Below are 26,638 nucleotides of genomic sequence, written 5' to 3'. Positions count from 1 at the left end.
TCCGCACCTCTTCACTATAGTTTAAAGATCCCATTCGAAAAAACTTTTAATCTCTTTATTGGTCATCTTGCTCCCCAGCGCTGCAATGAGCTTTATTCTGGCTTTTACTCCATTCACTCCATGGCCTGGAATCACTCCGGCCTCTAAAAGCCTGCCGATTGAACCAGGGTATGCATACATTGAGTCAACCCAACCCTCAGCACAGCGCGTTGTGATAATTACCGGTTTTTTCTGTGCAAGCTGTTCCTTGATCCAGGGCTCCATCCAGGCCTGGCCATTGCCTAATCCCGTTCCTTCTATGACAAAGCCGTCGTAATCAGGCAATACTGACGGTAAAGGAAGCTCCCCAATGCCGGTCTTAACAATAAAAACGTTATGATTCAGGTGCTCCGGTTCACAATGCTGTCTCAAGAGAGGCTGATAATAAAATATCATTCTGTCGCCCAATATGCTGCCTATGGGACCTCTCCCCGGCGCCGCGATGCTGGCAACATTAAAGGCATGAGTCTTTTGGACATCCATGGCGGCATAAATATTATTGTTCATACACACCATTACCCCCTTATTCATTGCCTTTGCACTCCCGGCAACCTGAATGGAATGATAGAGGTTAACTGTTCCGTCATAACTCATTTCCGATGCGTTTCGCATAGAGCCGGTTATCACGACGGGCTCCGGAATATCAAGCAAGAGATCAAGTAGAAAGGATGTTTCTTCCATTGTATCGGTCCCCTGGGAGATCACAAACCCGTCCGGTTTGTCTTCTCTTGCCAGATACCGCTTAATCAAATTTGACAGTTCAAGATATATGGACGGCGTAAGCTCGCCACCCCCCACATGACAAAAGTCGTTGACTTCTATTGCCAAGTCTTCCTTGTTCTCGAACCGGATTGAATCCAGCAATTGTTTTCCGAATAAAGAAGGAACAACGCCACCTGATTCGTGGGCATATTTCATTGAAATGGTTCCGCCTGTGGTAATGAAAACAATTTTTTTCATCATATCTTTTCTTCCTTATCAACGAGATTTGTATCCTTCTTTAACATCGCTTTGATTTGATTTTCAAGCATTCTAAATTCATCGGAAGAGGTATCTCTGGGCCTTTTTGAGGATACCGGCAGTACAGCTTTAATACGCCCGGGATTGGCGTCCATCACAACAATCCGGTCTGCAAGGTATATTGCTTCCGTGATGTCATGAGTAACAAAAACAATGGTCTTACTTGCCTTCTTCCAGATAGAAACCAATTCTTCCTGCAGCATTGACCTTGTCTGAGCATCAAGGGCGCCAAAAGGTTCATCCATCAGGATCAGATTCGTTTCCATCGCCAAGGCCCTTGCAATACCCACCCGCTGCTTCATCCCTCCGGAAAGCTGACGGGGCTTTTTATCCTTCCATTCTTCCAGTTCCACCATCTTCATGTAATAGTCACTGGTATGATGAATTTGCGCTTTTAATAAGCTCCTTGAGGTCAGCGGAAATTCTATATTTTCTTTTACTGTCAGCCAGGGAAACAGCGCATGCTCCTGAAAAACAATGGATACATTTCTGGCAAAATCCCTCACATTTGCTAAATTCTCTCCATTAAATTTAATGCTTCCGGAGGATGGCTTCAGTTGCCGCGCAAGAGTATACAATAACGTACTTTTTCCACAGCCGGAAGGACCAAGCAGGCAAATGAACTCTCCCTGGCTCACATTGAGATTGATCTGATCCAACGCAAGGAACGAGGCTCCTCCATCCGTTTGATAGTTTAAAGAAAGGTCTTTGATTTCAATTAGATCCACGATTTTTCCCCCTAGCCAATTTATATTGTATAAGAAGAAATTGAACAGAATGCTCTATTCAATTTCTATATGGTTGATATCATCATTCTTATCGTATAGGAAAGTTCCGCTTTTTTACTTTTTGGTATAATCCAATATCACGTGCTCATCCAAAAATTTGTCGACATCTGATATCTGTGTAATACCATACTCATTCAACAATTTTACATATGGATTTAATGCCTCCAAATCAGGAGAAATATCCTTTACAAAGACAGACATGTTATTGTCTAAGGATAATTTTATAATGGACTCATCCAAACCGATCGCTTTGCTCCACAAAGCCGGTGTTTCTGATAAATTGTCAACAATATAGTCATTTGCCTTCATTATCGCTTTGACGATATCTTCTGTTAAATCCGGATATTCATCTGCGAAATCTTTTCTTACAACGACCCCTTCACCTAAATAATGGCCTTCTTTCAACGGCATAACTTCTTCGGCCTTTACCAATATCTTTCCCGCCCCCGAGCTTATCGCTTTTGTGGTATGAGGATCCCAGGCAATGTATGCCGATATTTCACCTTTTTCTAAAGCTGTAGACATATTGGAAGCATCCATCTTTAAAAGGACAACATCATCTTCTTTTAAGCCTGCACCTTCTAAGGCCTTTAGCATAAGCGGATATTGCTGAGAGCCTTTACCAGGGAACGCGACTGTTTTTCCTTTCAAATCGGCTACTGTATTGATGCTTTTATCTGAGATAATCGCGGTTTGTTCCAATATATCTATTGCCACCAGCATCCCGCCTGCTTTTTCCATTCCAACAATCGCAGGCGCCATCCCGTATTGGGCCCAGCTGATTTCATTCGCTGCCAGGGCATTGTTCTCAGGGCCGCCGGATGCAAAAGAGATAAGCTCAAACTTTGTGTTATATTTTGTTTCAATTTCCGTAAAAAAACCTTTCATATTTGCAATATGAGGCGGTTGTAAAGAAGGTTGAACGCCAAATTTGACCACTTTCGGCGCCGGTAAGTTTACTGTTTGTCCGGCGCTGTTCTCCGGAGTCTCTTTTTTAGCACACCCTGTGGCAACAGCGGAGAGTATTAACATCGATAAGAGTAATCCAATTATTATTTTTTTCATTTATCATCGTTCCTTTCATTTTGCTTAAAAAACAGAACTGAAGAATCCACTGATTTTGAGCCTTTTCATTTTTTACTAACTTTTGAGACATTTTGCTTTGTACGGACATCATGACATTTACAATTAAAAAAATAAAATGCGATGTTGTCATTTGTTGATGTTGGATTCTTTTTTAAAATATTGATGGCGCCTAATATAACACAAAAAATCTTCTTTGCCGCTGACGTCAGCGATCCGGAAGACTTCTTTGTCTTATAATCATTCAACAAAAACAAAAAATGCCTTAAATTATAAATATTTTATAAAATACTTATAATTTAAGGCACCGTTGCCAGCGTTGAAATCAATATTTCAAATTTTATTAAGCTAACGACATTGTAACCGATTTTTTAAATCCATGCAATATATTTTGAAAACAAAAAAATATCATTATCTATAGTGATGCTTATTGTTTGACATGTTATTGTCGTCAATAATGTTCACAAGAAGTTTATCATAGCGACCATTGGCTCCACCAAGCGAAGCAGGAACTACCGAGTACCAAACCAAAAAGTTTTCCACTTTTACCGTAGATTTGCTGGCTCTGCGGAAATGGTTAATTCAGTATAACAAGTTATCTTCCCGCCAGCACATAACGATTCACTTATATTCACTTTTCAAAACAGCTGTTTTGGAGCTCTTTTTGTTATGCCTTTCTCATCCCGTTGAGAATATAAAGTCTTTCAACCTATATACCCTCATATTTTAATTCCTTATAATTGAGTTGTTGACATATGTCGTTCGCAAATTTATTATAATGCATAAAGAGCATATGTTGATAACTAAAATTATTAATATGTTGGCAGGTCGCAGCAATAATAACGTAAATTGTATTACAAATATGCTCCTGCTAATTTCTTTTAAAAGGAGTAAAATATGCCAAGACCGAGAAAAGGTAGACGAGTATGCTGCTTGCCCGGGAGTAATCTTTTTGGACCGCTTGATGCTGGATTTAATCAGTCGGATTTTGTTATTATGTCGGTAGATGAGTATGAATCTATACGACTAATTGACTTACAGGAATTTACCCAAGAAGAGTGTGCTGAGCAAATGCATATTGCAAGAACAACAGTCCAGCGCACTTATAATGATGCCCGAAAAAAACTTGCCGAATCATTAGTTAACGGTAAATTTCTGAGAATTGAGGGGGGTGATTACGAACTTTGCAATGGGATTGAAAAAACATGCGCTTGCGGAGGGTGCCGTAAACACCGGTGCGATAATTTTAATAATGATAATACCAGACAAATCACTGATGATTAGAAGATAAGACCGTGCTTATTGTGGCATTAAGCCATAAGCAGACAGTATTAGCTGATATAAATAAAAATTGTAAATTCAGGAATTGATTTTCCTGATTTTTTTTACATAAGCTATCAAAATTTAAGGTAATCGTCTATTCACTAAATTGCCATAATAAGAATTCTGACGCCAACGTATTTTTGAAAATATCTTCAAAAATAAATTACTCTTAAGTACCCCTGAAAAGCAATACGTAAAGATCATTTAACATTAGAACTAAAATATGCTATTACAATAAATGTATGTAAGGCAACATTATTGATTTTGTTTAAAAATTGCGTATAATATATACCATACATAAGTACACATAACATAATAAATATTTTGCGTTTTATTAAGTTTTATCATGTTATAATGTGTGTCATTTAAAAAACTCAATGGCGAGGCTTGTATTAATACAATGCTTCGCCATTTTAATTTATATATAAATATAATAGGAGGATCTAAGGGATGTTAAAGAAAATTGGTGGATTTATATTAATAATAGTATTCTGTATTGGCATTTTAGGCTGCAGCAAGGAGCAGAATATCCAAACCTCTGCTCAGGCGAAAACATTGACTGCCTATGTCGGAGCTAATCTTAAAGATCCGATCAGTGAACTTGCTTCATCGTATGAGCAAAAAACTGGAGTGAAAGTTGAGCTCAATTTCAACAACTCGGGAACCTTGCTAAATCAGATTGAGACAACTAAAAAAGGCGATATTTACATACCGGGCGGAATGGCTGCAATTGATCAGGGTAAACAGAAAGGATTAATTGATCAGGTAGCCGGTCCGATTGCATATACCACTCCAGTGATTATTACTCCCAAAGGAAACCCAGCCCAGATATCTTCTGTAGAGGATTTGGCTAAACAGAATGTTAAACTGATTATTCCGGATAAGGATGCAACCGCCATAGGAAAGTCCGCTTATATAGTCTTTAATAAGATTGGTAAAACCAAAGAAATTGAGAAAAATATTATTGCTGTAGTAGAAAGTCCGGCAAAAGTATTAGCTGCTATTGAGATGGGACAAGGCAATGCTGGAATTGTTGAATTTAGCAATACCCAAAAAGATAAAGATAGAATTGATATTATTGAAATTGACCCCAAAGTAAATGCAATTGACCAGGTTCCTGTTGCTTCCTTGGTCTATACGACCAATAAAGACTTAGCAAATGATTTTCTGAAATATCTTCAGGAAAATGGCCCGGAAGTCTTTGAGAAATATGGCTTTAAAATTAAAATGGCTTAAGGCTGCGAAAAAACATGTATTTTTGGGGTCATTTTGGCTGACTTTTATACTGACAAGCTTATTCTTCCTAATTATTATCATTGGGTTATGCACTTATAGTGATTTTGCAACTATCGTCAATGTCGTTAAACAGCCGGAATTCCATTTTGCGATCAAGTTTACCCTATGGACTTCTTTGACAGCTGCCTTTTTTGCGGTACTGACAGCCTTGCCCTGCGGCTATGTTCTGTCCCGCTTTAATTTTCCGGGCAGGGCTGTATTTGACACCTTAGTTGACATTCCAATTGTGCTGCCGCCGCTGGTCAGCGGAATTGCGCTGCTTATTTGTTTTGGCCCGGTATTGGGAGAAAGGTTAGCTAAGGCCGGAATCAATATTGTTTTTACTCCGTTAGGGGTAGTAGTCGCTCAATGGTTTATTGCTGCTCCTTATGCCATCAAAAGTTTTATGCAGGCATTCAACGGAGTAGACAGGCGGATGGAAAATGTAGCAAGGACCTTAGGTTTTTCACCCGCTCAGGTTTTTTTAAAAGTATCCCTGCCTTTGGCTAAAGGGGGTATTATTGGCGGGATAATGATGGCGTGGGCAAGATCGCTCGGAGAATTTGGTGCAACGGCAATGTTAGCAGGAATTACGCGGATGAAGACTGAAACACTCTCAGTAGCTATCTTTTTAAACATGTCAATTGGTGAGATAAAATTTGCCATATCAACGGCTATTGTTATGCTCTCCCTGGCTTCACTTCTTTTAGTTGTTGTAAAAATAGCTGTACACAATGAGGAAAAGGTATGAGAGCACCTCTGTTTGAAGTATCAAATCTTAATGTTCAGGCTGGAGGATTTAAGCTCCAAGACATAACTTTTTCTTTAGAAAGCAAAGACTATCTTGTTATTCTGGGACCTACCGGATGCGGAAAAACGATCATGCTGGAAACTCTGGCTGGTTTGCGCAAAGCCAAATCAGGGAAGGTGTTTCTGCAAGGAGAGGAGATTTCTGCCTGGCCTCCGGAAATGCGGGGTTTTGGATTTGCCTATCAGGATAGTTTGCTTTATCCTTTTTTGACTGTAAAGGAAAATATATTATTTGCAGCAAAAGCGCGAAGAAAACACAAGGAACATGGTACTCTCAAAAGAGTATCCATGTTGGCTGAAGCTATGGGCATTACTCACCTGCTGGATTGCTTCCCCCTTACCTTAAGCGGAGGCGAGAAGCAGCGGGTTTCGCTGGCAAGAGCTATTCTTGTCTGCCCTCCGGTTCTTCTGCTTGATGAGCCGTTATCGGCCTTAGACCCTCAAAAACGGGACGCCCTGCGCTCTTTGCTGCAGGATATCCATAAAAATGAAGGTATGGGAATTATCCATGTAACCCATGATTTTAAAGATGCTATGTACCTGGCTGACCAGGTGCTTGTTATGAATCAGGGGAAGATTTTGCAGCAGGGAAGCCCTTTAACAGTATTTAACAAACCAAACTCCCTTTGGGTAGCTGATTTTCTGCAAAATAAAAACATTGTGAGCGGTAAAATTAAAAAAATCCAGGGGACATATTGGTTTGAAAATGTAGAGCTGAACTGGTCAGCAGGGCCTTTGGCAGAGGATCTGCTTCCGGAAAATATGTCTGATGAATTGTTCCTTATGCTTCAGGCTGGGCAAATACAGGTATCTTCCAAGGAGGATTGTTTCCATTCCAAGAAAATTAGCTGGAATGCTTTGATTGAGAAAGTAATCATTAACAGCTCTTATGTAGGGTTGACCTGTAGAGGGAACGGTTGCTGGCATGCGGTACTGTCCCGGAATGAATGGGAAAGAATTTCTGCCAGAGCTCATGATGAGATAACTTTATCAATTGATGTTGAAGACATTCATTTGATTGCAAACCTATGATATCTCGGGAAAAATTAATTTATGCTGAGGGAAAAGAAAATGGAAGAAAAACAAACAGAATTTATACTGTTAAAGCTTCAAAGAGCCTTGAAGGAATTGGCTGATAAAAACGGATTAAATGAGGAAATAGTAGAAGTTACCTGTTCCGTACTTACACTTCAGGAAGCGATCGGAAATCCTGAAAGAGATGATTTTCCAATTCAAAAGGGCAAGGAGAAAATGATGCAGGCGTGTTTCGGCTGCTCCTGCGGACAAGCATTTACAGATATGTCTAACACTTATTCCGGAAAATTAAAGGAACTGGCAACGATGCCGCTTGAGACAAACTTTGAACGGGCAGTTTTTATTTCTGCTCTGAATGCAGTTATGCGCGAGCTGAAAATGACTGACCGGACGATTCACTGTAAAGATGAGGGCCCCAAGAAATGCAGCTTGGAGCTTGTCGAAATGATCGAAAAAGAGTACGGGAATCCTAAGATTGCTCTTTTTGGTCTGCAGCCTGCGATGTCTGAGGTATTATCCGAGAAATACAGCCTGAGAATTTTTGACTTGGATCAGGATAACATCGGCAAAGAAAAGTTCGGCATTGTGGTCGAGGATGGGATCTGTGATCTCGAAGAGGTTCAGACTTGGGCAGATTTGTTTTTAGTCACGGGAAGTACACTCTGCAACAAATCAATTGTTAACTTCCTTCCAATTAAAAAACCGGTTGTTTATTTTGGTATCACAATTGCAGGCACAGCTTCACTTTTAGGCCTGAAACGCTTTTGTCCGCAGGCTTCTTAGTTTAACCTGATTATCGGATAAATATGAAAAATGGTGTAACAGGCTAAAGTTCTGTTACACCATTGTCATTCAATAAGCTGTTATTAAATTTCCTTAAAGGAAAATATTGAAAATATTTCAAATTATATATTCGTTTAAAAAACATTTTAATATGCTAAATCTACAGGACCGATGACTTTTTCGTACATCGTTTTTTTATTTATAGTTATTGACATATGTTCAAAACGCAGTATAATATAAAACATAAAGGGCATATGTCAATAACTTGGCTAAGGAGGTGATTTCATGCCTGGCAGAGACGGAACGGGTCCATTGGGACGTGGAGCAATGAGTGGCAATGGTTTTGGGTTATGTACCAGAGCGAATACTGGCAGAAGAAAGGGATTTTGCAGAAAGATTACTGATGATATGACTTTTTCTTCAACAAAAAAAGAATTGCTTTTTGAGCAAAAAGAATTTTTAGAAAAGAAACTTAATTTAATTAATAAACAAATTAATAGTCAATAGTAAAGAAAAAATTACAGGAGGACGCTCCTGTTAATTTCTTGCGGCGGTAATTACGCAGAAAAACCGAGTAATTATTTAATAGGAGGGTTGAGCGATGAAGATTGCAATACCTGTCGAAGGTAATTCTATGGATGCAAAAATCTGCTTTTCCTTCGGCAGAGCTCCATATTTTCTTATTTACGATACGGGAAAAAATGAAAGCAAATTTATAGACAACAGCGCAATTGCCAATCAGGGCGGAGCTGGCATTAAGGCAGCACAAAAAATTGCCGATTCGGGAGCGGATGTTCTCCTCACACCACGTTGCGGTGAGAATGCAGCAGATGTATTAAAAGCTGCTGAGATAAAAATGTATAGGACTATAAATGATTCACTGGAAAATAATCTAAAAGCCTTAGCTGAAGGAAAACTGGAATTGCTGGAAAATATTCATCCGGGTTTTCACCAGCACGGAGGGAATTAGAATGAAAATTGCTGTCTTAAGCGGCAAGGGAGGTGCCGGCAAGACCTTAGTATCTGTTAATTTTGCTTCAGTCGCCAAAAGTTCCATCTATGTTGACTGCGATGTTGAAGAACCAAATGGTCATTTGTTTTTTAAACCGGAGAAACTAAAAGAAGAAAATGTGCCGGTTAAGCTCCCTGAAATCAACCACAATCTATGTAATGGATGTAGGACTTGTGTGGATTTTTGCAAATTTAACGCCCTTGCATATATCAAAAACAAAGTAATTGTTTTTAATGAAATATGCCATTCTTGTAACGGCTGTGTACTCCTATGCCTGAATAAAGCGATCACAGAAAAAGACCAAAGTATAGGTTTAATTCAAAGCGGGTTATCCGAGAATGTTCAGGTTTTGACTGGAATACTAAATACCGGGGAGCCTTCGGGAGTTCCTATTGTCCGAAGACTACTGCAAACTATTTCCCAAGACAACGAACTAACTTTGATCGATTGCCCTCCGGGGAGTGCATGCATTGTTATGGAAAGCATAAAAGATGCCGATTATTGCATTCTGGTAGCAGAACCAACGTTATTCGGGGCTCATAACCTAAGCATGGTTCATGATTTAGTCAAGCTCTTTAATAAACCGCATGGTGCGATACTGAATAAATACCTGGACGAAGCCAACCCTGCTGAGGACTTTTGCCTAAAAAACGAAATTAATATATTGGGGAAAATTCCCTTTGACACTGAATTAGGAACCCTAAATTCCAACGGGCTGATTGTGATAAGGGAAAAAGAAAAGTACCGGGAATTATTCAGCAATTTATTATCTGCTGTGACTAAGGAGGTAGGTAATGAAACAGTTATTAATACTTAGCGGTAAAGGGGGCACAGGGAAAACAACGATAACCGGTGCTTTTATTAAACTAGCCAAGGCAAAAGCTTATGCCGATTGTGATGTCGATGCACCAAATCTGCATCTCGTAACTCAAAACCATAAATTGACTAAACAAAAGGACTATTTTGGCATGCCGAAAGCAGTTGTAGATTATAGAAAATGTATTTCGTGTGGGCTTTGTTTGGAATACTGCCGCTTTAATGCTATAAAAAAGAATAACAGCCAATACGAAGTAAGTTGTTATGAATGTGAAGGTTGTGGGGTATGTGAAGCTTTTTGTCCGGTTCAGGCCATTTCTCTTCAGCCGGATAAAGCCGGAGAACTGAGACTGTATATGGGTGAAGCTGTTTTTTCTACGGCTCAGTTAAAAATGGGCAGCGGGACGTCTGGTAAACTTGTTACCGAAGTTAAAAAACAATTATTCCAAAATGCCAATAACGTTGATCTGGCAATCATAGACGGATCTCCCGGGATAGGCTGTCCGGTAATCGCTTCAATAAGCGGTGCAAACTTGGTACTCATTGTTGCAGAACCATCACTTTCCGGTCTGAGTGATATGGAAAGAATAATTAAAACTGCACAAAGCTTTGGACCCAAAATAGGTGTCTGCATTAATAAGTATGACACCAATGAGATCCTTACCAACAAGATTATAGCTTTGTGCCGGGAGCAAAATATCCCTGTTATGGGCAAGATTCCTTTTGATAGTGCTGTTGTTAAAGCAATCAATAACGGGCAAAGTATAGTAGACTTGGATTGTCTTGCCGGTCATGCCGTTAGCGAAGTTTTTCAAAAGACAATCCTGTTTCTTATCAGCAAAGAAAAGTACTCCAATCAAGTGTGATCCCGGAATGGTATAAATGTAGAATATTAACAATAGAGGGCAAAAAATGAGTGAAAACTGCAGCCAAAATTGTAATTCTTGCAGCGAACAATGCAGTGAAAGAAAAGAAGAGACGGATTTCAGCGAAAAATTGCATGAAATGAGCAACGTCAAAAAAGTAATCGGCATTGTTAGCGGCAAAGGAGGTGTGGGCAAATCCTTAGTAACTTCTCTGCTGGCAGTAACAATGAACCGAAAAGGCTATCATACCGCAATTCTTGATGCTGATATTACCGGTCCATCAATACCAAAAGCTTTTGGTATTACGGAGAAGGCCGCAGGAGACGAGTTTGGTCTATTTCCTGCCACAAGTAAGACCGGAATAGAGATCATGTCTACCAATTTATTATTACCAAGAGAATCAGACGCTGTAATATGGCGCGGTCCTATATTGGGCGGTGTTGTTAAACAGTTTTGGTCGGATGTCATCTGGACAGATATTGATTTCATGTTCATTGATATGCCTCCTGGAACGGGTGACGTGCCGCTGACTGTATTTCAATCCATTCCACTCGATGGAATTATAGTAGTTGCCTCACCACAGGAGTTAGTTTCTATGATTGTCACAAAAGCGGTAAATATGGCTAAAACCATGAACATTCCAATCATTGGTTTGGTAGAAAACCTCGCATATTTCAAGTGCCCGGATTGCGGCAATACCTACCAGATATTCGGAGAAAGCTCTATTGATAGAGTAGCTGCTCAAGAGCAACTGCCTGTACTGGCCAAACTGCCTATAGATCCCCAAATTGCAGGAGCTTGTGATAAAGGAATGATTGAATTTTATGAAGGCAGCTTGCTTGATAATGCAGCGAAAATATTAGAAAGATTAGGGGGAAATGAAAATGAAAATAGCAGTAGCGAGTGAGGGTCCAATGGTCTCGGAACATTTTGGACATTGTGATAGTTTCTTTATTTTTGATACAGAAAAAGAGCAGATCCTTAAAAGTGAGGCAGTACAAAACCCAGGTCATCGTCCAGGTTTTTTACCTAACTTCTTAAATGATATTGGAGTAAACGTTATTATTGCCGGCGGGATGGGAGCCGGGGCTATCGAAATATTTACTGAAAAAAACATTGAAATCATTACAGGTGTAAGAGGTAATGCCAAAATTGCAGTCGAACAATATTTACAAGGCCAGCTTCAATCAACAGGCTCTGTTTGCCATCAACATCAACATCATGGTGAATGTGGGGGACATTAAAATTTCAAAAAGGCATACCTTCTAGGGAGATAGGCAAATGAAATTGTTGTAAAGCTATATATTGATTCTTATAAAACAGAATGCTACAATACCCCTACTGGGTATAATAACATTCTGTTTTATAAGGAGTTGTTTGTAATGGCAATTATAGTTGAAAAGAATAGGTGTCCTCAAAACCATCCGTGTCCGTCTATTAGGGTATGTCCAGTCGGAGCTTTAAAGCAACAAGGATACAAAGCTCCAACTGTAGATGCGGCCAAATGTACTGAATGTGGAAAATGTGTAAGTTATTGTCCTATGGGTGCAATTCGAACAGTTAAGAAGTAATAATATTACTCTAAATCTATTATGCAAGGGCATAGAAAAAGCCACAGGCGAGCTGGGGCTCAGTTTCCTTGCATACAATTTAAAAAGGGCCATCAATATGGTGGGAACGAAAAGATTGGTGGAAGCAATGAAGGCTTAATGGCCTTCTTTTTTTTATACTTTTAGTCTGCAAATAAAAAAAACAGTTAAATAACTGTTAAAATGTTGCTTAGGAAACTCTAAAACCCGCTTGAACAGCGGGTTTTCGGACAAATTGTGGTGCGGGAGAAGGGACTTGAACCCCCACGGTTTCCCGCTGGAACCTAAATCCAGTGCGTCTGCCAATTCCGCCACTCCCGCATAGAATCAGCGTTTAAGGTAAAAACCTTAATCAGCATCAATGATTCTGATCTATTATATCACTGGATCGGGTTATTTATCAATCAATGAAAGATAATCTTTTGCATATTTAATGATTAGATCCCTGGATTTATTTTTTGTTGAGCTTATTGAATACCTAAATGATCCTTTAAAGCGTTTTGCAGAACCTGAGAAAAATTTACGTTCTTTTCTTCTGCAATGGTATTTAGCCATTGAGGAAGGGTAAGTGTTTTCTTAACCGCTTTGTTGTCATGAAATTTTCTGTATTCGAGAGTATCAACTCCAATTAAACTTACGAAAGATCCTTGCACGAAAGCAATATCGGTTGGATTTGAAGGGGCGGGAATGGGTTCTTTAGATTCCTCGAGATCATACAGGAGCAAACACAAGACATCCTCAGCCATTTCATAGGCATCTTGCAAGTTATCCCCTTGAGTATAGCAGCCTTCGATATCGGGAAAATTGATTGAATGGGCGCCGTTGGGTTCAGGCGTAAAAACTGCGGGAAATAGATATTTAGCCATAATTAGAATCTCCTTTCAAACTATATTGAGAGAGATACGGAATCTTATTTCAAATCCCGCGTCTTTTAGAATATTGTTCAGTGTACCTTTTGCTCTTTCCTTTTTATTTTTATGTTGTTTTGTGCTAGGAGCTTGAGCAGTTCGTCTGTTTTCATTTACTGTTCCCTCTTTTTGATAATATTTTAGCACGTGTTAACACGTGTGTAAAGATGAATGTGTATTTATACGTATGATCGCAATGAAAAGAGATGATGAAGGATGGAAGAAAATTTTCAAGTCTTTTCAGCAAATATTCAGGAGCTATTCAGAAAATTTTTATTGTAGTTTGGTATATTAATTCAATAGGATATTCAAATCAATTAATGTTCTCCGGAGCAGGCTGATTTTGATCAAAAGGAGAATCTATATGAAAAAAAAGATGACCAAAGAAACACTGGCCATGTTTTTAATTTCTTTGTTGTCAGCAGTTCTTAATTTTACAAATTTGAGCAAGGAAGGTTATGCAAATTCATATTATGCGGCAGCAGTGAAAAGCATGACATTAAATCTGAAAAACTTCTTTTTTGTATCGTTTGACCCCTCCGGTTTTGTCACGATCGACAAACCGCCTCTGGGATATTGGTTTCAGGCTGTTTCGGCAAAGATATTCGGGTTTAGCGGTTGGAGTATCTTATTGCCGCAGGCGCTGGCCGGAGTGCTTTCAGTCATCGTTTTGTACCATCTGGTCAAAAGGTCTTTTGGCAGTGCGGCAGGGTTGGTCTCGGCCTTATTTCTGGCAGTGACGCCTGTTTTTGTGGCGGTAAGCAGAAATAACACCGTGGATAATATGCTGGTTTTCTTTCTGTTGCTGGCTTGCTGGGCCGTTTCCGTCGCGGCTGAAAAAGGCAGGCTCAAATACCTGATCGCGGCTATGGTCCTGGTCGGGCTTGGTTTTAATATCAAGATGCTTCAGGCCTATTTGATTTTACCGGCCTTGTATGGAACCTATTTATTTTCTACCTCAATTTCTTTGCCAAAAAGAATCCTTCATCTGACGGCAGGAACCGCGGTGCTTCTCGTTGTCTCTCTTTCCTGGGCCCTGATCGTTGATGCTGTACCGGCAAACCAGAGGCCGTATATTGACAGCAGCACCAATAATACGGTTATGGAACTGATCACCGGACATAATGGCCTGGAAAGAATTAATATCGCGGGAATAATAGGAGACAGCAAAGGCTCCGGACGGGGTCCCGGCGGGGGTCCCGGTTTCGGGGGGACTAATGATGACAGGCAGATGAGGGGCCGGGAGACAAGCGGAAATGAGGGTGAGAGCACACAGCCGCCTGCAGGGATGCAGGGAGGCGGGGGACAGGGCGGCGGGATGATGCCTGGCGGCGGTGCTGGCAGAGGTGCCGGCGGCGGGCTCGCGGGCAGCTTTGGGGGACAGACGGCAGCGGGATTGTCCAGGTTATTCTCCAAAAATATTCTTTCTGACCAGATCGTGTGGTTTATTCCGCTGGCCCTGTTTGGCTTCATTGCGGCCGCCCTCAATGAAAAATTCAGGACAGGATTGAATACCCGGAGAAAGCAGGCTTTGGCCTTGTGGCTGATGTGGTTCCTGCCGGAATTTGTTTATTTCAGCTATAACACAGGTACCTGGCATTCCTATTACCTGACGATGATGGCCGCGCCGGCAGCTGCTTTGGCGGGTATCGGAATGGCTTCCATGTGGGAACAGTATCAAGAGGGAGGCTGGAAATCATGGCTGCTCCCTTCGGCTTTATTTGTGTCGGGAGCTGTGCACATCCTGATGCTGAGCTATTTTATTGATTCAGGCTATCTTGTCAAAATCCTGATGGGGATAGTTGCCCTGGCCTGTTGCGGTTCTTCGGCGCTCTTGGGCTTAATCAACCTCAGAAAGAAACAGGAACACGATGATGATGTTCGAGGTGAAAGCGATGCTGACAGAGGCAACAAAAAAAATAAGCTCTGGAAAGCTTTGGCCGGTTTAGCCTTGACAGGAATCCTGATCACGCCGTTGGTGGGATCAGCGGCAGCAATATTTTCCGGAAGCGGGGGCTCTTTCCCTGCTGCCGGTTTAGAATTGTTATCACAGGCTAAATCATTTTATCGTACAAATACTTCTGTCAATAATAATGGGAACAATGCGAGAATCAATGAAAATAACGCAAATTCCGTTTTGATCGAGTTCTTGCAGGAGAATAAAACAGCCAATCAGAAATATCTTCTTGTGGTTTCTTCTGCAAATGATTGTGCTGATATCATCATTCAGACCGGAGAGCCCGTAATGTGTCTGGGCGGTTTCTTAGGGAACAACAGCCCCCTGACTTTGGAAGAATTCAAAGCTTTGGCGGCTGAAGGGGAAATCAGATATGTCATGGCTGGGAACAGAGGGGGAAGATCCAACAGTGAGATCATGAGCTGGGTCAGCGAAAATGGGAAACCGGTGTCGGCGGGGAATGATACGGGGAGCAGAAGCTCCGCTCAGCTTTATGACTTGAAGGATTATACAGACAGTATGGGTTCAAACTAAAGCCTATTGATGAAGACCGTTTAATTTCGGCGATAGAGCCAGAGCAGATGGAGAGGATCTGAAAGCATGTCTGATCATCAGAAATGCTTTCAGTTTTCCGTCTGCTTTTGATTATTCATGTCATCAATCAGCTTCTCCGCCAGGCGTTTGCGGGCAAAAGCCTCGACAGCCAGGTGGAGGATCATTTCGGTGATGGCCCTCGGGTCTCCGTTTTCCGTGTTTTTTAAAAGGGTATCCATATCCTGAGATGCCTTGTTTTGTGCATCGAGGAAGTTTTGGAATAAATCATCTTTGCGATAAATGGAATCAGAAAGCTCAAAAAAACTTTTAATATCCTGAAGGGATAATACTTGCTTAAGATGATAAATAATAAATAAAGACTTTAACTGATTTTTATTGTATTTTCTTTTAGTAGGTTTCTCCATGACTCCGTTTTTAACATAATTATTAACCATGGTTTTAGTTAGGACTTTTTCTTTAGGATCTCTTCTGTAGGAATCAAGATACTCTTCAAAAAAGCTGATCAGCTGATCCATGTAAACATCTATATTAGGAATATCCGAGTCTTTCAGTTCTTTGTGGGGCATTTTATTTCCTCCGGTCTAAATCCTTATTTTCATATTGTAGTACAAAAAATCATTGAATTAAACATTTCGTCAAATAAAAAACGGGAACTATTTTTAAATGATGATGTCGTTTAACGTCAGATCTATTGCGCCGAGGTTTACAACAAGTTATAATATGGATATACTGGTATATAGTTTTAAAAACTATATAATTACAAGAATATTTAGGAGGTTAACAAATGCTTGCGAGAATCAGGGAGCCAATCAATGCGATGTCTCATTTAACAGGTGCGATACTATCTCTGACAGGTTTGGTTTTCTTAATCGTTCATACGGCTGATTCCGGTAGCTGGAGGCAGATTACCGGGGCCCTGATTTTTGGTTTAAGCCTGATTTGCCTGTATACTGCCTCAACTGTTTATCACAGTGTAAAATCCCGGGAAAGGGTGATCCGCGGATTACGCAAGGTGGATCACTGCATGATCTATGTATTAATCGCCGGGACCTATACACCTGTATGCCTTGTTACCCTCCATGGCCGGCTGGGCATGGGCCTTTTAATCACGATTTGGAGTCTCAGCCTTATCGGAATAATCTTAAAGCTGGTCTGGCTGGACGCTCCCCGCTGGTTGTATACTTCTTTCTACCTGGTTTTAGGCTGGATTGCCGCAGGTTTCATTTTCCCCCTGTCTCAGGCTCTGCCCGGTAAAGGGGTCTTCCTGCTGGTTTTAGGAGGCCTGTTTTATTCCGCGGGCTCAGTCTTTTACGCCCTGAAGCCGAAAAGATTGTGTGTCTTTAAGCTGGGGTTCCATGAAATATTTCATTTATTCATTCTGGCAGGCAGTCTGTCTCATTATGTTTTTGTTTATCGATATGTTTTAGTTTAAGGAAAATTGGGAACCACTATAAGAAGAGGACGGATTGGTCAAGGAAACCTCATTTCACTGTCGCGTGAATGGGGTTTTTTTCAACAAATTGTAAAAATAAATGTAAAAATATAATGTAAAAAAGAAGAAAAATCATAGTTGTCCAGTTATAATATAAAAAGCAATAATTATTTCTATATTTGGAGGGAAATTATTTGTTTGAGCCTCGCATACTTATCGTATCTTCTAAATTCGGCGGCGGGCACTATCAGGCAGGGGAGGCTTTGGCCGAGGGCTTAAGGTCTATGCTTCCGAAGGACGCGCAAATCAGACACTGTGATTACGGTTCATTTTTTCCGAAAGGAACCGATTTTCTTATGCGGACGGCTTATTTAAAAATGGTAAAAAATACTCCGTCAATTTGGGGCAAAATTTTTAAATATACAAATACGACTCACGCAGAAAATAAATACCGTAATTTTGTCAAAGGGTTCAGGCAGAAAAGCTTTATTCATTACATTCGGGAAATGGAACCCGATATTATCGTCAATACTCATTTTATGTCCGCGGGTGTTCTGGCGGAACTGAAGCGTAAAGGCTTGATTAAGGTTCCGCTTGTGACAGTAGTGACAGACTATGTCATTCACGGAATGTGGATTCACCCCGGCATTGATTTGTATATTGTGGGCTGCCGTCAGGTTCAAGAGAAACTGATTGAAGCAGGAATTAAAGAAGAAAGCATTATGATCACCGGGATCCCAATCAGATTGGAATTCGAGCAGGATTTAGACAAAGAGGAATTGAGAAAAAAATTGGGTTTTGATCCGAATAAAACGACAATCCTCTTTATGGGCGGAGCTTATGGGCCCACCTCTAAAGCCACTGAGATCATCAAAGCGATTAATCGTCTTAATCCCAGGCTCCAGCTTCAGTTCCTTATTGTAGCCGGCAAAGATGAAGAGTACTATCAGGCCTTGAAGCAATCTGAAAAGGAATGCCTTTTTCCTTTAAAGTGCCTGGGGTATGTCAATTATGTTGAGGAATTGATGGCGGCTTCCGATCTTCTGGTCAGTAAAGGAGGAGCCTTGACCATATCAGAAGCCTTGACTTTGGGTCTCCCTATTTTAATGTTTAAGCCAATTCCCGGGCAGGAGGATGGGAATGCGGAGTTTGTAGAAAGTACGGGAGGCGGGATGACGGTGTTAAGCTCAGAAGAATTGACCAGAGTCTTGCAGTACTTATCGCAAAATCCGGGAATCCTGAGGGAAATGTCCAAACTGGCCGGCAGTGCCCTTCCGAACTGCTCTTCCCAAAAAGCCGCCCGGGCGATCATCAATTTGCGGGAGAAAGAAAGGGTCAGCAAGGAACAGGTTATTGGTGGTTAAGCTGAAATCAATAAGAGGCAAAGGTTGATTATTTTTTGAAGTTCTGATAATATTAATGTCTGTTTTAAAGATTTTTACACAGAGATTTTTATTGAAATTCACTTTACGAGGTTTGTTTTTAGCAGAGAATGGTTATATAAAAAGATATAAATGACAATGATAGGTTCAAGGAGGAGCACAATGTCTGTTAAAGTGGAGAATGTAGAAAAGAACAAGGTGGCTTTGGAAATTACGGTTGATGTCAAGGAATTTGAACAAGCAATCAATAGAGCTGCCAAGAAAGTTGCCGGGCAGGTAAATATTCCCGGCTTTCGCAAAGGAAAAGCCCCCCGTCATATAATAGAAAGACATCTTGGTAAGGATTATATTATTAATGAAGCGATTGACCCCATGCTTGGGCCTGCTTATGCCAAAGCCGTTGAAGAAAGCGGAATTGCTCCTGTTTCCAAGCCCGAGGTTGATCTGGTTCAGGCAGAGGAAGGCAAGGATTTCATTTTCAAGGTTATTGTTGATGTAAAGCCTGAAGTTGAACTTGGCCAATATCTTGGACTGAAGGTGGAACCCCAGAAGGCGGAAGTTACCGACGAAAAAGTTGATGAAGAGCTCGTTCGCCGTCAAGAAACGCATGCCAAGTTAAACACGGTTGAAGAAGGCAAGGTTGAGAATAAAGACAGCGTAACCATTGATTTTGAAGGCTTTGTTGATGGTGTGGCTTTTGCCGGGGGCAAGGGAGAAGATCATGAGCTGGTCATTGGTTCCGGCACATTCATACCCGGTTTTGAAGATCAGCTGATCGGGTCCTCAATCGGTGAAGAGGTCACGGTTAAAGTACGTTTCCCTGATGAATATCACAGTGCGGAGCTTTCCGGTAAAGATGCCGAATTTAAGGTCGCGGTAAAGGGGATCAAACGTAAAGAGCTGGTTCCTCTTGATGACGAATTCGCCAAGGATATCAGTGAATTTGATACCCTGGAGGAGCTGAAAGCCGATATTAAGGAAAAAATGATTGAGGCAACTGAACTAAGGCTGAAAAATGAATTCCGTGCCCAGGTTGTCAATCAGGCGGTAAATCATGCCAGTGTGGAGATTCCTGAGAGCATGGTCGCCTCAAAATTAGACTCCATTGTGGAAGAAATGGCCAGAAACCTTTCTTATCAAGGCTTAACAATGGAGCAATACGCGAAATATCTGAATATGAATGAAGATCAGCTCAAAGAAAGCTATCGGCCTCAGGCAGTTGAAGGAATAAAAACAGAGCTTGTTCTTGAAACCATTTCTAAAAAAGAAGGAATTACAGTATCTGATGAAGAAATGCAAGCAGAGATGACAAGGCTTTCTGAGCAGTATGGACGCAAGGTTGAAGAATTACAGACAATGCTTGCTGCCCGCGGTGAATTAGATTGGTTTAAATTGGGTATGATTTCCGATAAAACAATTGATTTTCTGGTGGCCAACAATGATTTCCAGGAAGGATCCGCCGGCCAGAAGCAAGAGGCAAATGAGGTCAATGGAGAATAAGTTGACCGGAGACAATATTTCACTGAAAAGGGGTGAGCATTTTGGCAAAATATGGTGATGACAAAAATCAACTCAAGTGTTCGTTTTGCGGTAAGATTCAGGATCAGGTAAAAAAACTTGTTGCCGGACCTGGTGTTTATATCTGTGATGAATGCATAGAACTATGCAATGAGATCATCGAAGAGGAACTGCATGACGAAATGGATACCGATTTTGGGGAAATCCCCAAGCCAGTCGAAATAAAGGCGATACTTGATCAATATGTAATCGGGCAGGAACAGGCTAAAAAAGTCCTTTCTGTGGCGGTATACAATCACTATAAAAGGATCAGCCAGAGCAGCAAGATTGACGATGTTGAGCTTCAGAAATCCAATATTGTCATGTTAGGACCGACTGGTTCCGGGAAAACATTACTGGCATCTACTCTAGCCAAGATTTTGAATGTTCCCTTTGCGATTGCCGATGCAACATCACTTACCGAAGCCGGATATGTGGGGGAGGATGTTGAAAATATCCTGCTCAAGCTTATTCAAGCGTCAGATTTTGATATCGAAAAGGCCGAAAGAGGAATCATCTATATTGATGAGGTAGATAAAATAGCCCGCAAGTCCGAAAATCCGTCTATAACCCGGGATGTATCAGGAGAAGGGGTACAACAGGCACTGCTGAAGATTCTGGAAGGGACTGTTGCCAGCGTACCGCCTCAGGGAGGACGCAAGCATCCGCATCAGGAATTTATTCAGTTGGATACAACAAATATTTTGTTCATTGTTGGCGGTGCGTTCGACGGCATTGAAAAAATCATTCAAAACCGCACAGGCAAAAAGACCATGGGTTTTGGGGCTGAGATTCAAAAGAAAAGCGAAAAAAATGTCGGCGAGCTGCTCAGACAGATCATGCCGGGGGACCTTCTGAAATACGGATTAATTCCGGAATTTGTAGGCAGAATTCCGGTGGTTGTTACCTTAGAGGCCCTGGATCAGGATGCCTTGGTACGTATTCTCACCGAGCCCAAAAATGCTTTGGTCAAGCAGTATGAAAAATTGCTGGAGATGGATGGGGTACAGTTGGAATTTACTGAGGATGCGCTCAAAGCGATTGCGGAAGAAGCGATCCGCCGTAATACCGGTGCCCGTGGTCTAAGAGCAATCGTGGAAGAAACCATGCTCAATGTCATGTATGATATTCCGACCAGGACCGATGTGACAAAATGCGTCGTGAATAAAGAGTCCATCGTGAAAAAGGCAGATCCCGAGCTGATTAAGCTTGAGGGGAAGAATCAGGAATCGGCTTAACGGACAGGTCATTGATTCAAAGTTTATTTTTACGAAAAGAGATTTGGGACAGTGGAGATTACTCATCTGCTGTTCCATTTTTATTTTCCAATATTGATCAGAATATCCTGCTGTGTTCTTCGGTCTGACCGGTTATGGAGAGAGGTATAACCTGATTTTATCTGGGAAAGCTACCATAAGCCCACTGAAAAACAGTGAGAATAATTTGTAAAAGGTGTAAATCAGATGAATCTGCCAATGATCTCTTTGGTTGTTTTTACATTAATGATCGGATCAACATTTCTAAGTTTCTTTCGTAGAAAAAATCTGAAAATGTTCCTGGGATTTGTGTTAGCGTATTTTGCTTTTCTCGCTTTTATTCTTTTGGAATTCGCATATGATTTCCGGGTCTATGATTTCGTTGTTTTGTTGGTCGTTATGACGATTTTCATGCATTTCTTTATCGGAAAAAACCTTGGCTACTATGTAAAGTCAAGAGTCTTTGACAGGTACCTTCACCTGTTCGGAACCTGTTCTCTTTGCCTGTTTGCATTTTTAGTTTTAGGTAATCTTTATCAGCCTGTATTTCATTCTCAAGTACTGATCTTTATCTTTGTTCTTTCTTTAGGGGCCCTGTTGGGAGTATTGTTTGAACTGATGGAATTTGCTGTTGATACAGTATTCAAAACAAAAGAACAGGATGGGCTTGCTGATACGAATTTTGATTTATTATTTAATACCTTTGGTTCTGTCATTGCGGCGATTATTGTAGTATCCTCTAAGACATTGTTTTGATTAAATGATTTTGAAGTGCATATTTTAATGAGCATTGATCGATCATATCCCAAACGGTAAAGAAAAGCAATGATGGTGCCAGGCGATTTTAGGTCTGACGGCTTTTCATGTTTCATTTTGATCCTTCCTGTAAATACTAGGAAATATTATGACATAGGAGGAAGGATACGCAATGAATGAATTGGCGATGTTGATGATGGTCGTGCAGTTTATCTTTATCATCATTGTAGGGGCTTATTTTTGGTTTGCCCTTAAGCAGCAGCAGGGAAACAAAGTCAGTCTGGAAAAGGAGGCCCGGAAACAAAGGGAAAGGTTGATCAAACTCCGGAAAATCTCTCTTTCTGTTCCTCTCTCGGAAAAAACGAGACCGGGGGATCTCAGAGAAATCATCGGGCAGAAGGAGGGGGTCAAGGCCCTGAAAGCCGCCATCTGCGGCGCCAATCCCCAGCATGTTCTGATTTACGGTCCGCCGGGAGTGGGAAAAACGGCTGTGGCCAGACTGGTTCTGGAGGAAGCCAAGAAGAGTAATCTTTCCCCTTTTGCTCCTGATGCCAAGTATATCGAGCTTGACGGGGCGACGGCAAGATTTGATGAAAGAGGGATTGCCGATCCTCTGATCGGGTCGGTCCATGATCCGATTTATCAGGGAGCGGGAGCCATGGGAGTAGCCGGCATCCCTCAACCGAAGATGGGCGCGGTCAGTAAGGCCCATGGAGGGGTGCTCTTTATTGATGAGATAGGGGAACTCCATTCCATTCAAATCAATAAACTCCTCAAGGTGCTTGAAGACCGGAAGGTGATGTTGGAAAGCTCTTATTACAGCTCGGAGGACAACAATATTCCGGCCCATATCCATGATATTTTTCAGAATGGTTTGCCGGCGGATTTCAGGCTGATCGGTGCCACGACCAAAAGCCCGGCGGAGATCCCGCCGGCGATTCGTTCCCGTTGCATAGAAATCTTTTTCCGGAATCTATTGCCTGAAGAGATCGGGATAGTGGCCAGTAAAGCAGCCGCTAAAATTGAAATGCGAATCAGTGATGAAGCGTTGGATATTATTCAGAAATATGCCAATAATGGCCGGGAGGCTGTTAATATCGTTCAGCTGGCCGCCGGGGTGGCGGGCAATGAAGGGCTGAATTGCCTCGACCGGCGGATTATTGAATGGGTGGTGACAACCGGACAGTATGTACCGCGCCTCGAAAAGAAGATCCCGGACAGTCCGCAGGTCGGAGTGGTCAATGGTCTTGCCGTTTATGGGTCCAATACCGGTACGCTCCTGGAATTGGAGGTTACGGCTTATGCCGCCTCCAGCGGCAAGGGGGATTTATTTGTAACCGGTATTGTTGAAGAAGAAGAACAGGGCAGCAGGGAAGGCCGGAAAGTGCGGCGCAAAAGCATGGCCCGCTCTTCTGTGGAGAATGCCATGACTGTACTGCGCAAAGAGTTCGGTGTGGAACCCCGTAATTTTGATATTCATGTCAATTTCCCCGGCGGCACACCGATCGACGGTCCCTCAGCGGGGGTAGCCATGGCTGCGGCCGTATATTCGGCAATCACAAAGTTAAAGGCGGATAACACCTGTGCTGTAACCGGCGAATTGTCGATCAGAGGGAAGGTCATGCCTGTGGGAGGGGTAAGCGCCAAAATAGAAGCAGCGATTCAAGCCGGATGCAAAAGGATTTTCATTCCCCGGGAAAACTGGCAAATGAAGTTTGAAGATATGGAAGACGGGGTGGAGGTGATCCCTGTCGATTCTCTGACAGAGGTTTTGACCGCTGTCTTGATTCCGAATACGCGGGTGGAAACGGTGGAAGTGAATCTGGCAGAAAAGAACACTTCTCTGCATAACCTTTTAAAGGGCATCAAAATGCCGGTGTGATTTGCTTGCCTAAAGTAAAAATGGTAGAATATTTGAACCGAGGATAATCGAGAGGAGATAGAAAAATGCCTAAACTTGAATTTCCTGTTCTCCCATTGAGAGGGATACTCGTTTTTCCATATATGCTGATTCATCTTGATGTAGGCAGGGAACGCTCAATGGCTGCCATTGAGGATGCTATGCTGAAGGATAAGCAGGTACTGCTTTTGGCTCAAAAGGAAATCGAGATTGATAACCCTACGCCGGACGACCTGTATACTGTAGGGACAATTGTCGAGATCAAGCAGCTCCTCAGGCTTCCGGGAGGGACGCTCAGGGTGCTGGTGGAAGGGATCACCAGAGGGCAAGTAGATGAATTTATCGAGGAAGAGCCGTTCTTTAAGGCCAGAGTCATCAGGATGACCAATGATGATAATCTGACGCGTGAAATTGAGACGATGTGCAGGAGCCTGCATCACCAATTCGAGGAATACGCCCGGTTAAGCAAGCGCATTTCACCGGAGACCATCGGCTCAGTCCTTGCGGTCAAAGAACCGGGGAGAATGGCAGACCTGGTCGCTTCTCATTTAAACCTTAAAATAGAAGATAAACAAGCTGTTCTGGAGGCAATGAACATCAGTGACAGGCTGGAAAAAATCACTGAACTGATCATGCGGGAAATTGAGATCCTTGAATTGGAGCGCAGGATCGGTCTGAGAGTGCGCAAACAGATGGAGAAAGCCCAAAAGGAGTATTACCTGCGTGAACAGATGAAGGCGATTCAAAAGGAGCTTGGCGACAAGGACGAGAAGCAGGCTGAAATCGAAGAATATAAAGAGAAAGTCAATAAGGGGAATCTGACCGAAGAGGCCAGGGAAAAGGCCTTGAAAGAGATTGACCGCCTGGATAAGATGCCTGTATCTTCATCGGAAGGGACAGTGGTCAGAACGTATCTGGATTGGATCCTGGCTCTGCCGTGGAATAAGACCAGCCGGGATAAGGCTGATTTAATCAGGGCGGAAAGAATTTTGGATGAAGATCATTACGGTTTGAAAAAGGTTAAGGAACGGATCATTGAGTTCTTATCCATCCGGAAGCTGACATCAAAGATGAAGAGTCCGATTCTTTGTTTGGTGGGCCCGCCGGGTGTGGGCAAGACTTCTTTGGCCAAATCGATCGCCAGAGCTTTGGACCGTAAATTTGTCCGGATGTCTCTGGGGGGAGTACGTGACGAGGCGGAAATCAGGGGGCACCGCAGGACATATATCGGAGCCTTGCCCGGCAGGGTGATTCAGGGTATTCGTCAGGCAGGGACCAGAAACCCGGTGTTCTTATTTGATGAAATAGACAAGATGACTTCGGATTTAAGGGGAGATCCGGCTTCGGCCTTACTGGAGGTCCTTGATCCGGAGCAAAACAACACCTTTACGGATCATTATCTGGAGCTTCCCTTTGACCTGTCCAAAGTGTTGTTTATTATGACGGCCAATAGTATGGACACCATTCCCCGGCCCCTTCTGGACAGGATGGAGGTGATCCAGCTCAGCGGCTACACGGAAGAGGAAAAGGTCAATATTGCCGTGGAACACCTGGTGAATAAGCAAATGAAGGGCCATGGCCTCAAAGATAATCAGGTCAGCATTGATCCCAGTGCTGTTCGCAAGATTGTCCGCGGCTATACCCGGGAATCCGGGGTTCGGAATATGGAGCGGCAGATTGCCAACCTGCTCCGTAAGGTTGCCGTAAAGGTGGTAAAAAATGAATGGAAGCCACAGACCATCATGCCTGAGGATGTTGAGAAGCTGCTGGGAGCATCCCGCTTTCAGCATCAGGCGGCGGCCCATAAACCGGAAATCGGGGCTGCTACCGGACTTGCCTATACAGAAGTGGGCGGGGAGGTCCTGATGATTGAAGTGACTCCTTTGGTGGGTAAAGGGGTGCTCACGCTTACCGGCAAGCTCGGTGATATCATGAAGGAATCCGCACAGGCCGGTTGGACTTTCGTGCGTTCCCACGCTTCAGAGCTTGGAATCAGGGATGATTTTTATGATAAGATTGACCTGCACATCCATGTACCGGAAGGCGCCGTGCCCAAAGACGGTCCTTCGGCAGGGATCACCATGGCGACCGCTATGGCGTCTGCTTTGGCAAAACGGGCCGTACGTCAGGATGTGGCCATGACCGGAGAAATCACATTGCGGGGCAATGTCCTGCCGATAGGCGGATTAAAGGAGAAAGCGCTTGCTGCCCACAGGGCCGGTCTAAAGAAGGTCATTGTGCCCAAAGACAACAGAAAAGATCTGGAGGAAATTCCGCAGGAAGTCCGCAAGGAATTGGAGTTTATTTTGGTTGAGCGGATGGAAGAGGTCCTCAATGTAGCTTTGCTGCCGGTATCCGAGTCTGTTCAGTATTTAAGGGATGTACCGGTATATTCTGAATTCAGTGAGCTGGAGATGGTTGATGAGGCGGGGAATCATAATCCGCAGGAAAGACCGCTTTAAGTCTTCTTTTCATCATATTAAGACGGAGTAATAG

Annotated in this window: 25 protein-coding genes and 1 tRNA gene; 20 read left to right on the top strand and 6 right to left on the bottom strand. The window is 42.4% G+C overall.

Translation table 11 applies throughout. The features are described 5' to 3' along the window. Positions 1–21 precede the first annotated feature (21 nt). From SGLY_RS12615 to SGLY_RS12605, 3 genes are all read right to left on the bottom strand, one after another. Positions 22–1,002 carry an asparaginase gene (locus tag SGLY_RS12615; protein WP_013625660.1) on the bottom strand — a complete coding sequence of 327 codons (981 nt, stop codon included), beginning with the start codon at positions 1,000–1,002 and terminating at the stop codon, positions 22–24. Beyond that, positions 999–1,787 (bottom strand): ABC transporter ATP-binding protein, encoded by a 789-nt coding sequence (locus SGLY_RS12610; RefSeq protein ID WP_013625659.1) that lies wholly within the window; start codon positions 1,785–1,787, stop codon positions 999–1,001. The genes SGLY_RS12615 and SGLY_RS12610 overlap by 4 nt, the downstream gene beginning before the upstream one ends. A gap of 114 nt (positions 1,788–1,901) precedes the next feature. Further along, complete coding sequence (locus tag SGLY_RS12605; protein ID WP_013625658.1) at positions 1,902–2,912, bottom strand: ABC transporter substrate-binding protein; 1,011 nt, start codon at positions 2,910–2,912, stop codon at positions 1,902–1,904. A 915-nt stretch (positions 2,913–3,827) separates the two neighbouring features. Between SGLY_RS12605 and SGLY_RS12600 the strand changes: the two genes are divergently transcribed. From SGLY_RS12600 to SGLY_RS17620, 12 genes are all read left to right on the top strand, one after another. Further along, positions 3,828–4,214: a DUF134 domain-containing protein gene (locus SGLY_RS12600; protein ID WP_013625657.1), complete on the top strand. Its 387-nt coding sequence runs from the start codon at positions 3,828–3,830 to the stop codon at positions 4,212–4,214. 489 nt (positions 4,215–4,703) lie between these two features. Continuing rightward, positions 4,704–5,489, top strand: coding sequence for a molybdate ABC transporter substrate-binding protein (gene modA, locus SGLY_RS12595; protein WP_013625656.1), 786 nt, complete (start codon positions 4,704–4,706; stop codon positions 5,487–5,489). Beyond that, entirely contained in the window at positions 5,464–6,279 is an 816-nt protein-coding gene (locus SGLY_RS12590) for an ABC transporter permease (RefSeq protein WP_013625655.1), read from the top strand. Before modA ends, SGLY_RS12590 begins: the two co-directional genes overlap by 26 nt. After that, positions 6,276–7,370 (top strand): ABC transporter ATP-binding protein, encoded by a 1,095-nt coding sequence (locus tag SGLY_RS12585; protein WP_013625654.1) that lies wholly within the window; start codon positions 6,276–6,278, stop codon positions 7,368–7,370. Before SGLY_RS12590 ends, SGLY_RS12585 begins: the two co-directional genes overlap by 4 nt. A gap of 39 nt (positions 7,371–7,409) precedes the next feature. Beyond that, positions 7,410–8,156 (top strand): Rossmann-like domain-containing protein, encoded by a 747-nt coding sequence (locus SGLY_RS12580; RefSeq protein WP_013625653.1) that lies wholly within the window; start codon positions 7,410–7,412, stop codon positions 8,154–8,156. A 285-nt stretch (positions 8,157–8,441) separates the two neighbouring features. After that, entirely contained in the window at positions 8,442–8,663 is a 222-nt protein-coding gene (locus SGLY_RS12575) for a DUF5320 domain-containing protein (RefSeq protein WP_013625652.1), read from the top strand. Between the two features lie 94 nt (positions 8,664–8,757). Then, positions 8,758–9,126 carry a NifB/NifX family molybdenum-iron cluster-binding protein gene (locus SGLY_RS12570; RefSeq protein ID WP_013625651.1) on the top strand — a complete coding sequence of 123 codons (369 nt, stop codon included), beginning with the start codon at positions 8,758–8,760 and terminating at the stop codon, positions 9,124–9,126. A 1-nt stretch (position 9,127) separates the two neighbouring features. Further along, on the top strand, positions 9,128–9,985 hold the full coding sequence (locus SGLY_RS12565; RefSeq protein ID WP_013625650.1) for a nucleotide-binding protein: 858 nt from the start codon (positions 9,128–9,130) through the stop codon (positions 9,983–9,985). Further along, positions 9,963–10,850: a nucleotide-binding protein gene (locus tag SGLY_RS12560; RefSeq protein ID WP_013625649.1), complete on the top strand. Its 888-nt coding sequence runs from the start codon at positions 9,963–9,965 to the stop codon at positions 10,848–10,850. Before SGLY_RS12565 ends, SGLY_RS12560 begins: the two co-directional genes overlap by 23 nt. A 46-nt stretch (positions 10,851–10,896) precedes the next feature. Then, entirely contained in the window at positions 10,897–11,757 is an 861-nt protein-coding gene (locus SGLY_RS12555) for an Mrp/NBP35 family ATP-binding protein (protein WP_013625648.1), read from the top strand. Beyond that, a complete protein-coding gene (locus tag SGLY_RS12550; protein ID WP_013625647.1) occupies positions 11,735–12,094 on the top strand; it encodes a NifB/NifX family molybdenum-iron cluster-binding protein in 360 nt (119 codons plus the stop codon). Before SGLY_RS12555 ends, SGLY_RS12550 begins: the two co-directional genes overlap by 23 nt. 138 nt (positions 12,095–12,232) lie before the next feature. After that, entirely contained in the window at positions 12,233–12,421 is a 189-nt protein-coding gene (locus SGLY_RS17620) for a 4Fe-4S binding protein (protein WP_083811233.1), read from the top strand. 256 nt (positions 12,422–12,677) lie between these two features. Here SGLY_RS17620 and SGLY_RS12545 read toward each other — a convergent pair. Beyond that, positions 12,678–12,760 (bottom strand) — tRNA-Leu (locus SGLY_RS12545). 146 nt (positions 12,761–12,906) lie between these two features. Beyond that, positions 12,907–13,305: a type II toxin-antitoxin system HicB family antitoxin gene (locus SGLY_RS12540; RefSeq protein WP_013625646.1), complete on the bottom strand. Its 399-nt coding sequence runs from the start codon at positions 13,303–13,305 to the stop codon at positions 12,907–12,909. A gap of 406 nt (positions 13,306–13,711) precedes the next feature. On the opposite strand from SGLY_RS12540, the gene SGLY_RS12535 reads away from it, so the two are divergent. After that, the gene (locus SGLY_RS12535) at positions 13,712–15,838 is read left to right on the top strand and encodes a glycosyltransferase family 39 protein (protein WP_013625645.1); all 2,127 of its coding nucleotides are present in this window, start codon (positions 13,712–13,714) and stop codon (positions 15,836–15,838) included. Positions 15,839–15,927: 89 nt separating this feature from the next. Here SGLY_RS12535 and SGLY_RS12530 read toward each other — a convergent pair whose 3' ends face one another. Then, on the bottom strand, positions 15,928–16,425 hold the full coding sequence (locus SGLY_RS12530; protein WP_013625644.1) for a DUF1836 domain-containing protein: 498 nt from the start codon (positions 16,423–16,425) through the stop codon (positions 15,928–15,930). A 218-nt stretch (positions 16,426–16,643) separates the two neighbouring features. Here SGLY_RS12530 and trhA point away from each other — a divergent pair, with 218 nt between their 5' ends. The 7 genes from trhA (at position 16,644) to lon (ending at position 26,604) form a co-directional block, all read left to right on the top strand. After that, complete coding sequence (trhA, locus tag SGLY_RS12525) at positions 16,644–17,291, top strand: PAQR family membrane homeostasis protein TrhA (RefSeq protein WP_013625643.1); 648 nt, start codon at positions 16,644–16,646, stop codon at positions 17,289–17,291. A gap of 194 nt (positions 17,292–17,485) precedes the next feature. Continuing rightward, positions 17,486–18,655, top strand: coding sequence for an MGDG synthase family glycosyltransferase (locus SGLY_RS12520; RefSeq protein ID WP_013625642.1), 1,170 nt, complete (start codon positions 17,486–17,488; stop codon positions 18,653–18,655). A 180-nt stretch (positions 18,656–18,835) separates the two neighbouring features. Next, positions 18,836–20,173, top strand: coding sequence for a trigger factor (gene tig, locus SGLY_RS12515; RefSeq protein ID WP_013625641.1), 1,338 nt, complete (start codon positions 18,836–18,838; stop codon positions 20,171–20,173). Between the two features lie 41 nt (positions 20,174–20,214). Next, a complete protein-coding gene (gene clpX, locus SGLY_RS12510) occupies positions 20,215–21,468 on the top strand; it encodes an ATP-dependent Clp protease ATP-binding subunit ClpX (protein WP_013625640.1) in 1,254 nt (417 codons plus the stop codon). Between the two features lie 225 nt (positions 21,469–21,693). Beyond that, a complete protein-coding gene (locus SGLY_RS12505) occupies positions 21,694–22,242 on the top strand; it encodes a DUF2238 domain-containing protein (RefSeq protein ID WP_013625639.1) in 549 nt (182 codons plus the stop codon). A 172-nt stretch (positions 22,243–22,414) separates the two neighbouring features. After that, complete coding sequence (lonB, locus tag SGLY_RS12500) at positions 22,415–24,124, top strand: ATP-dependent protease LonB (protein WP_013625638.1); 1,710 nt, start codon at positions 22,415–22,417, stop codon at positions 24,122–24,124. A gap of 65 nt (positions 24,125–24,189) precedes the next feature. Then, positions 24,190–26,604 (top strand): endopeptidase La, encoded by a 2,415-nt coding sequence (gene lon / locus SGLY_RS12495; RefSeq protein ID WP_013625637.1) that lies wholly within the window; start codon positions 24,190–24,192, stop codon positions 26,602–26,604. Positions 26,605–26,638 lie beyond the last annotated feature (34 nt).

It is taken from the genome of Syntrophobotulus glycolicus DSM 8271, assembly GCF_000190635.1.
Classification (GTDB): Bacteria; Bacillota; Desulfitobacteriia; order Desulfitobacteriales; family Syntrophobotulaceae; genus Syntrophobotulus; species Syntrophobotulus glycolicus.
The sequence above is the reverse complement of the archived record's forward strand: the minus strand, read 5'-3'. Positions and strand labels throughout refer to the sequence as shown.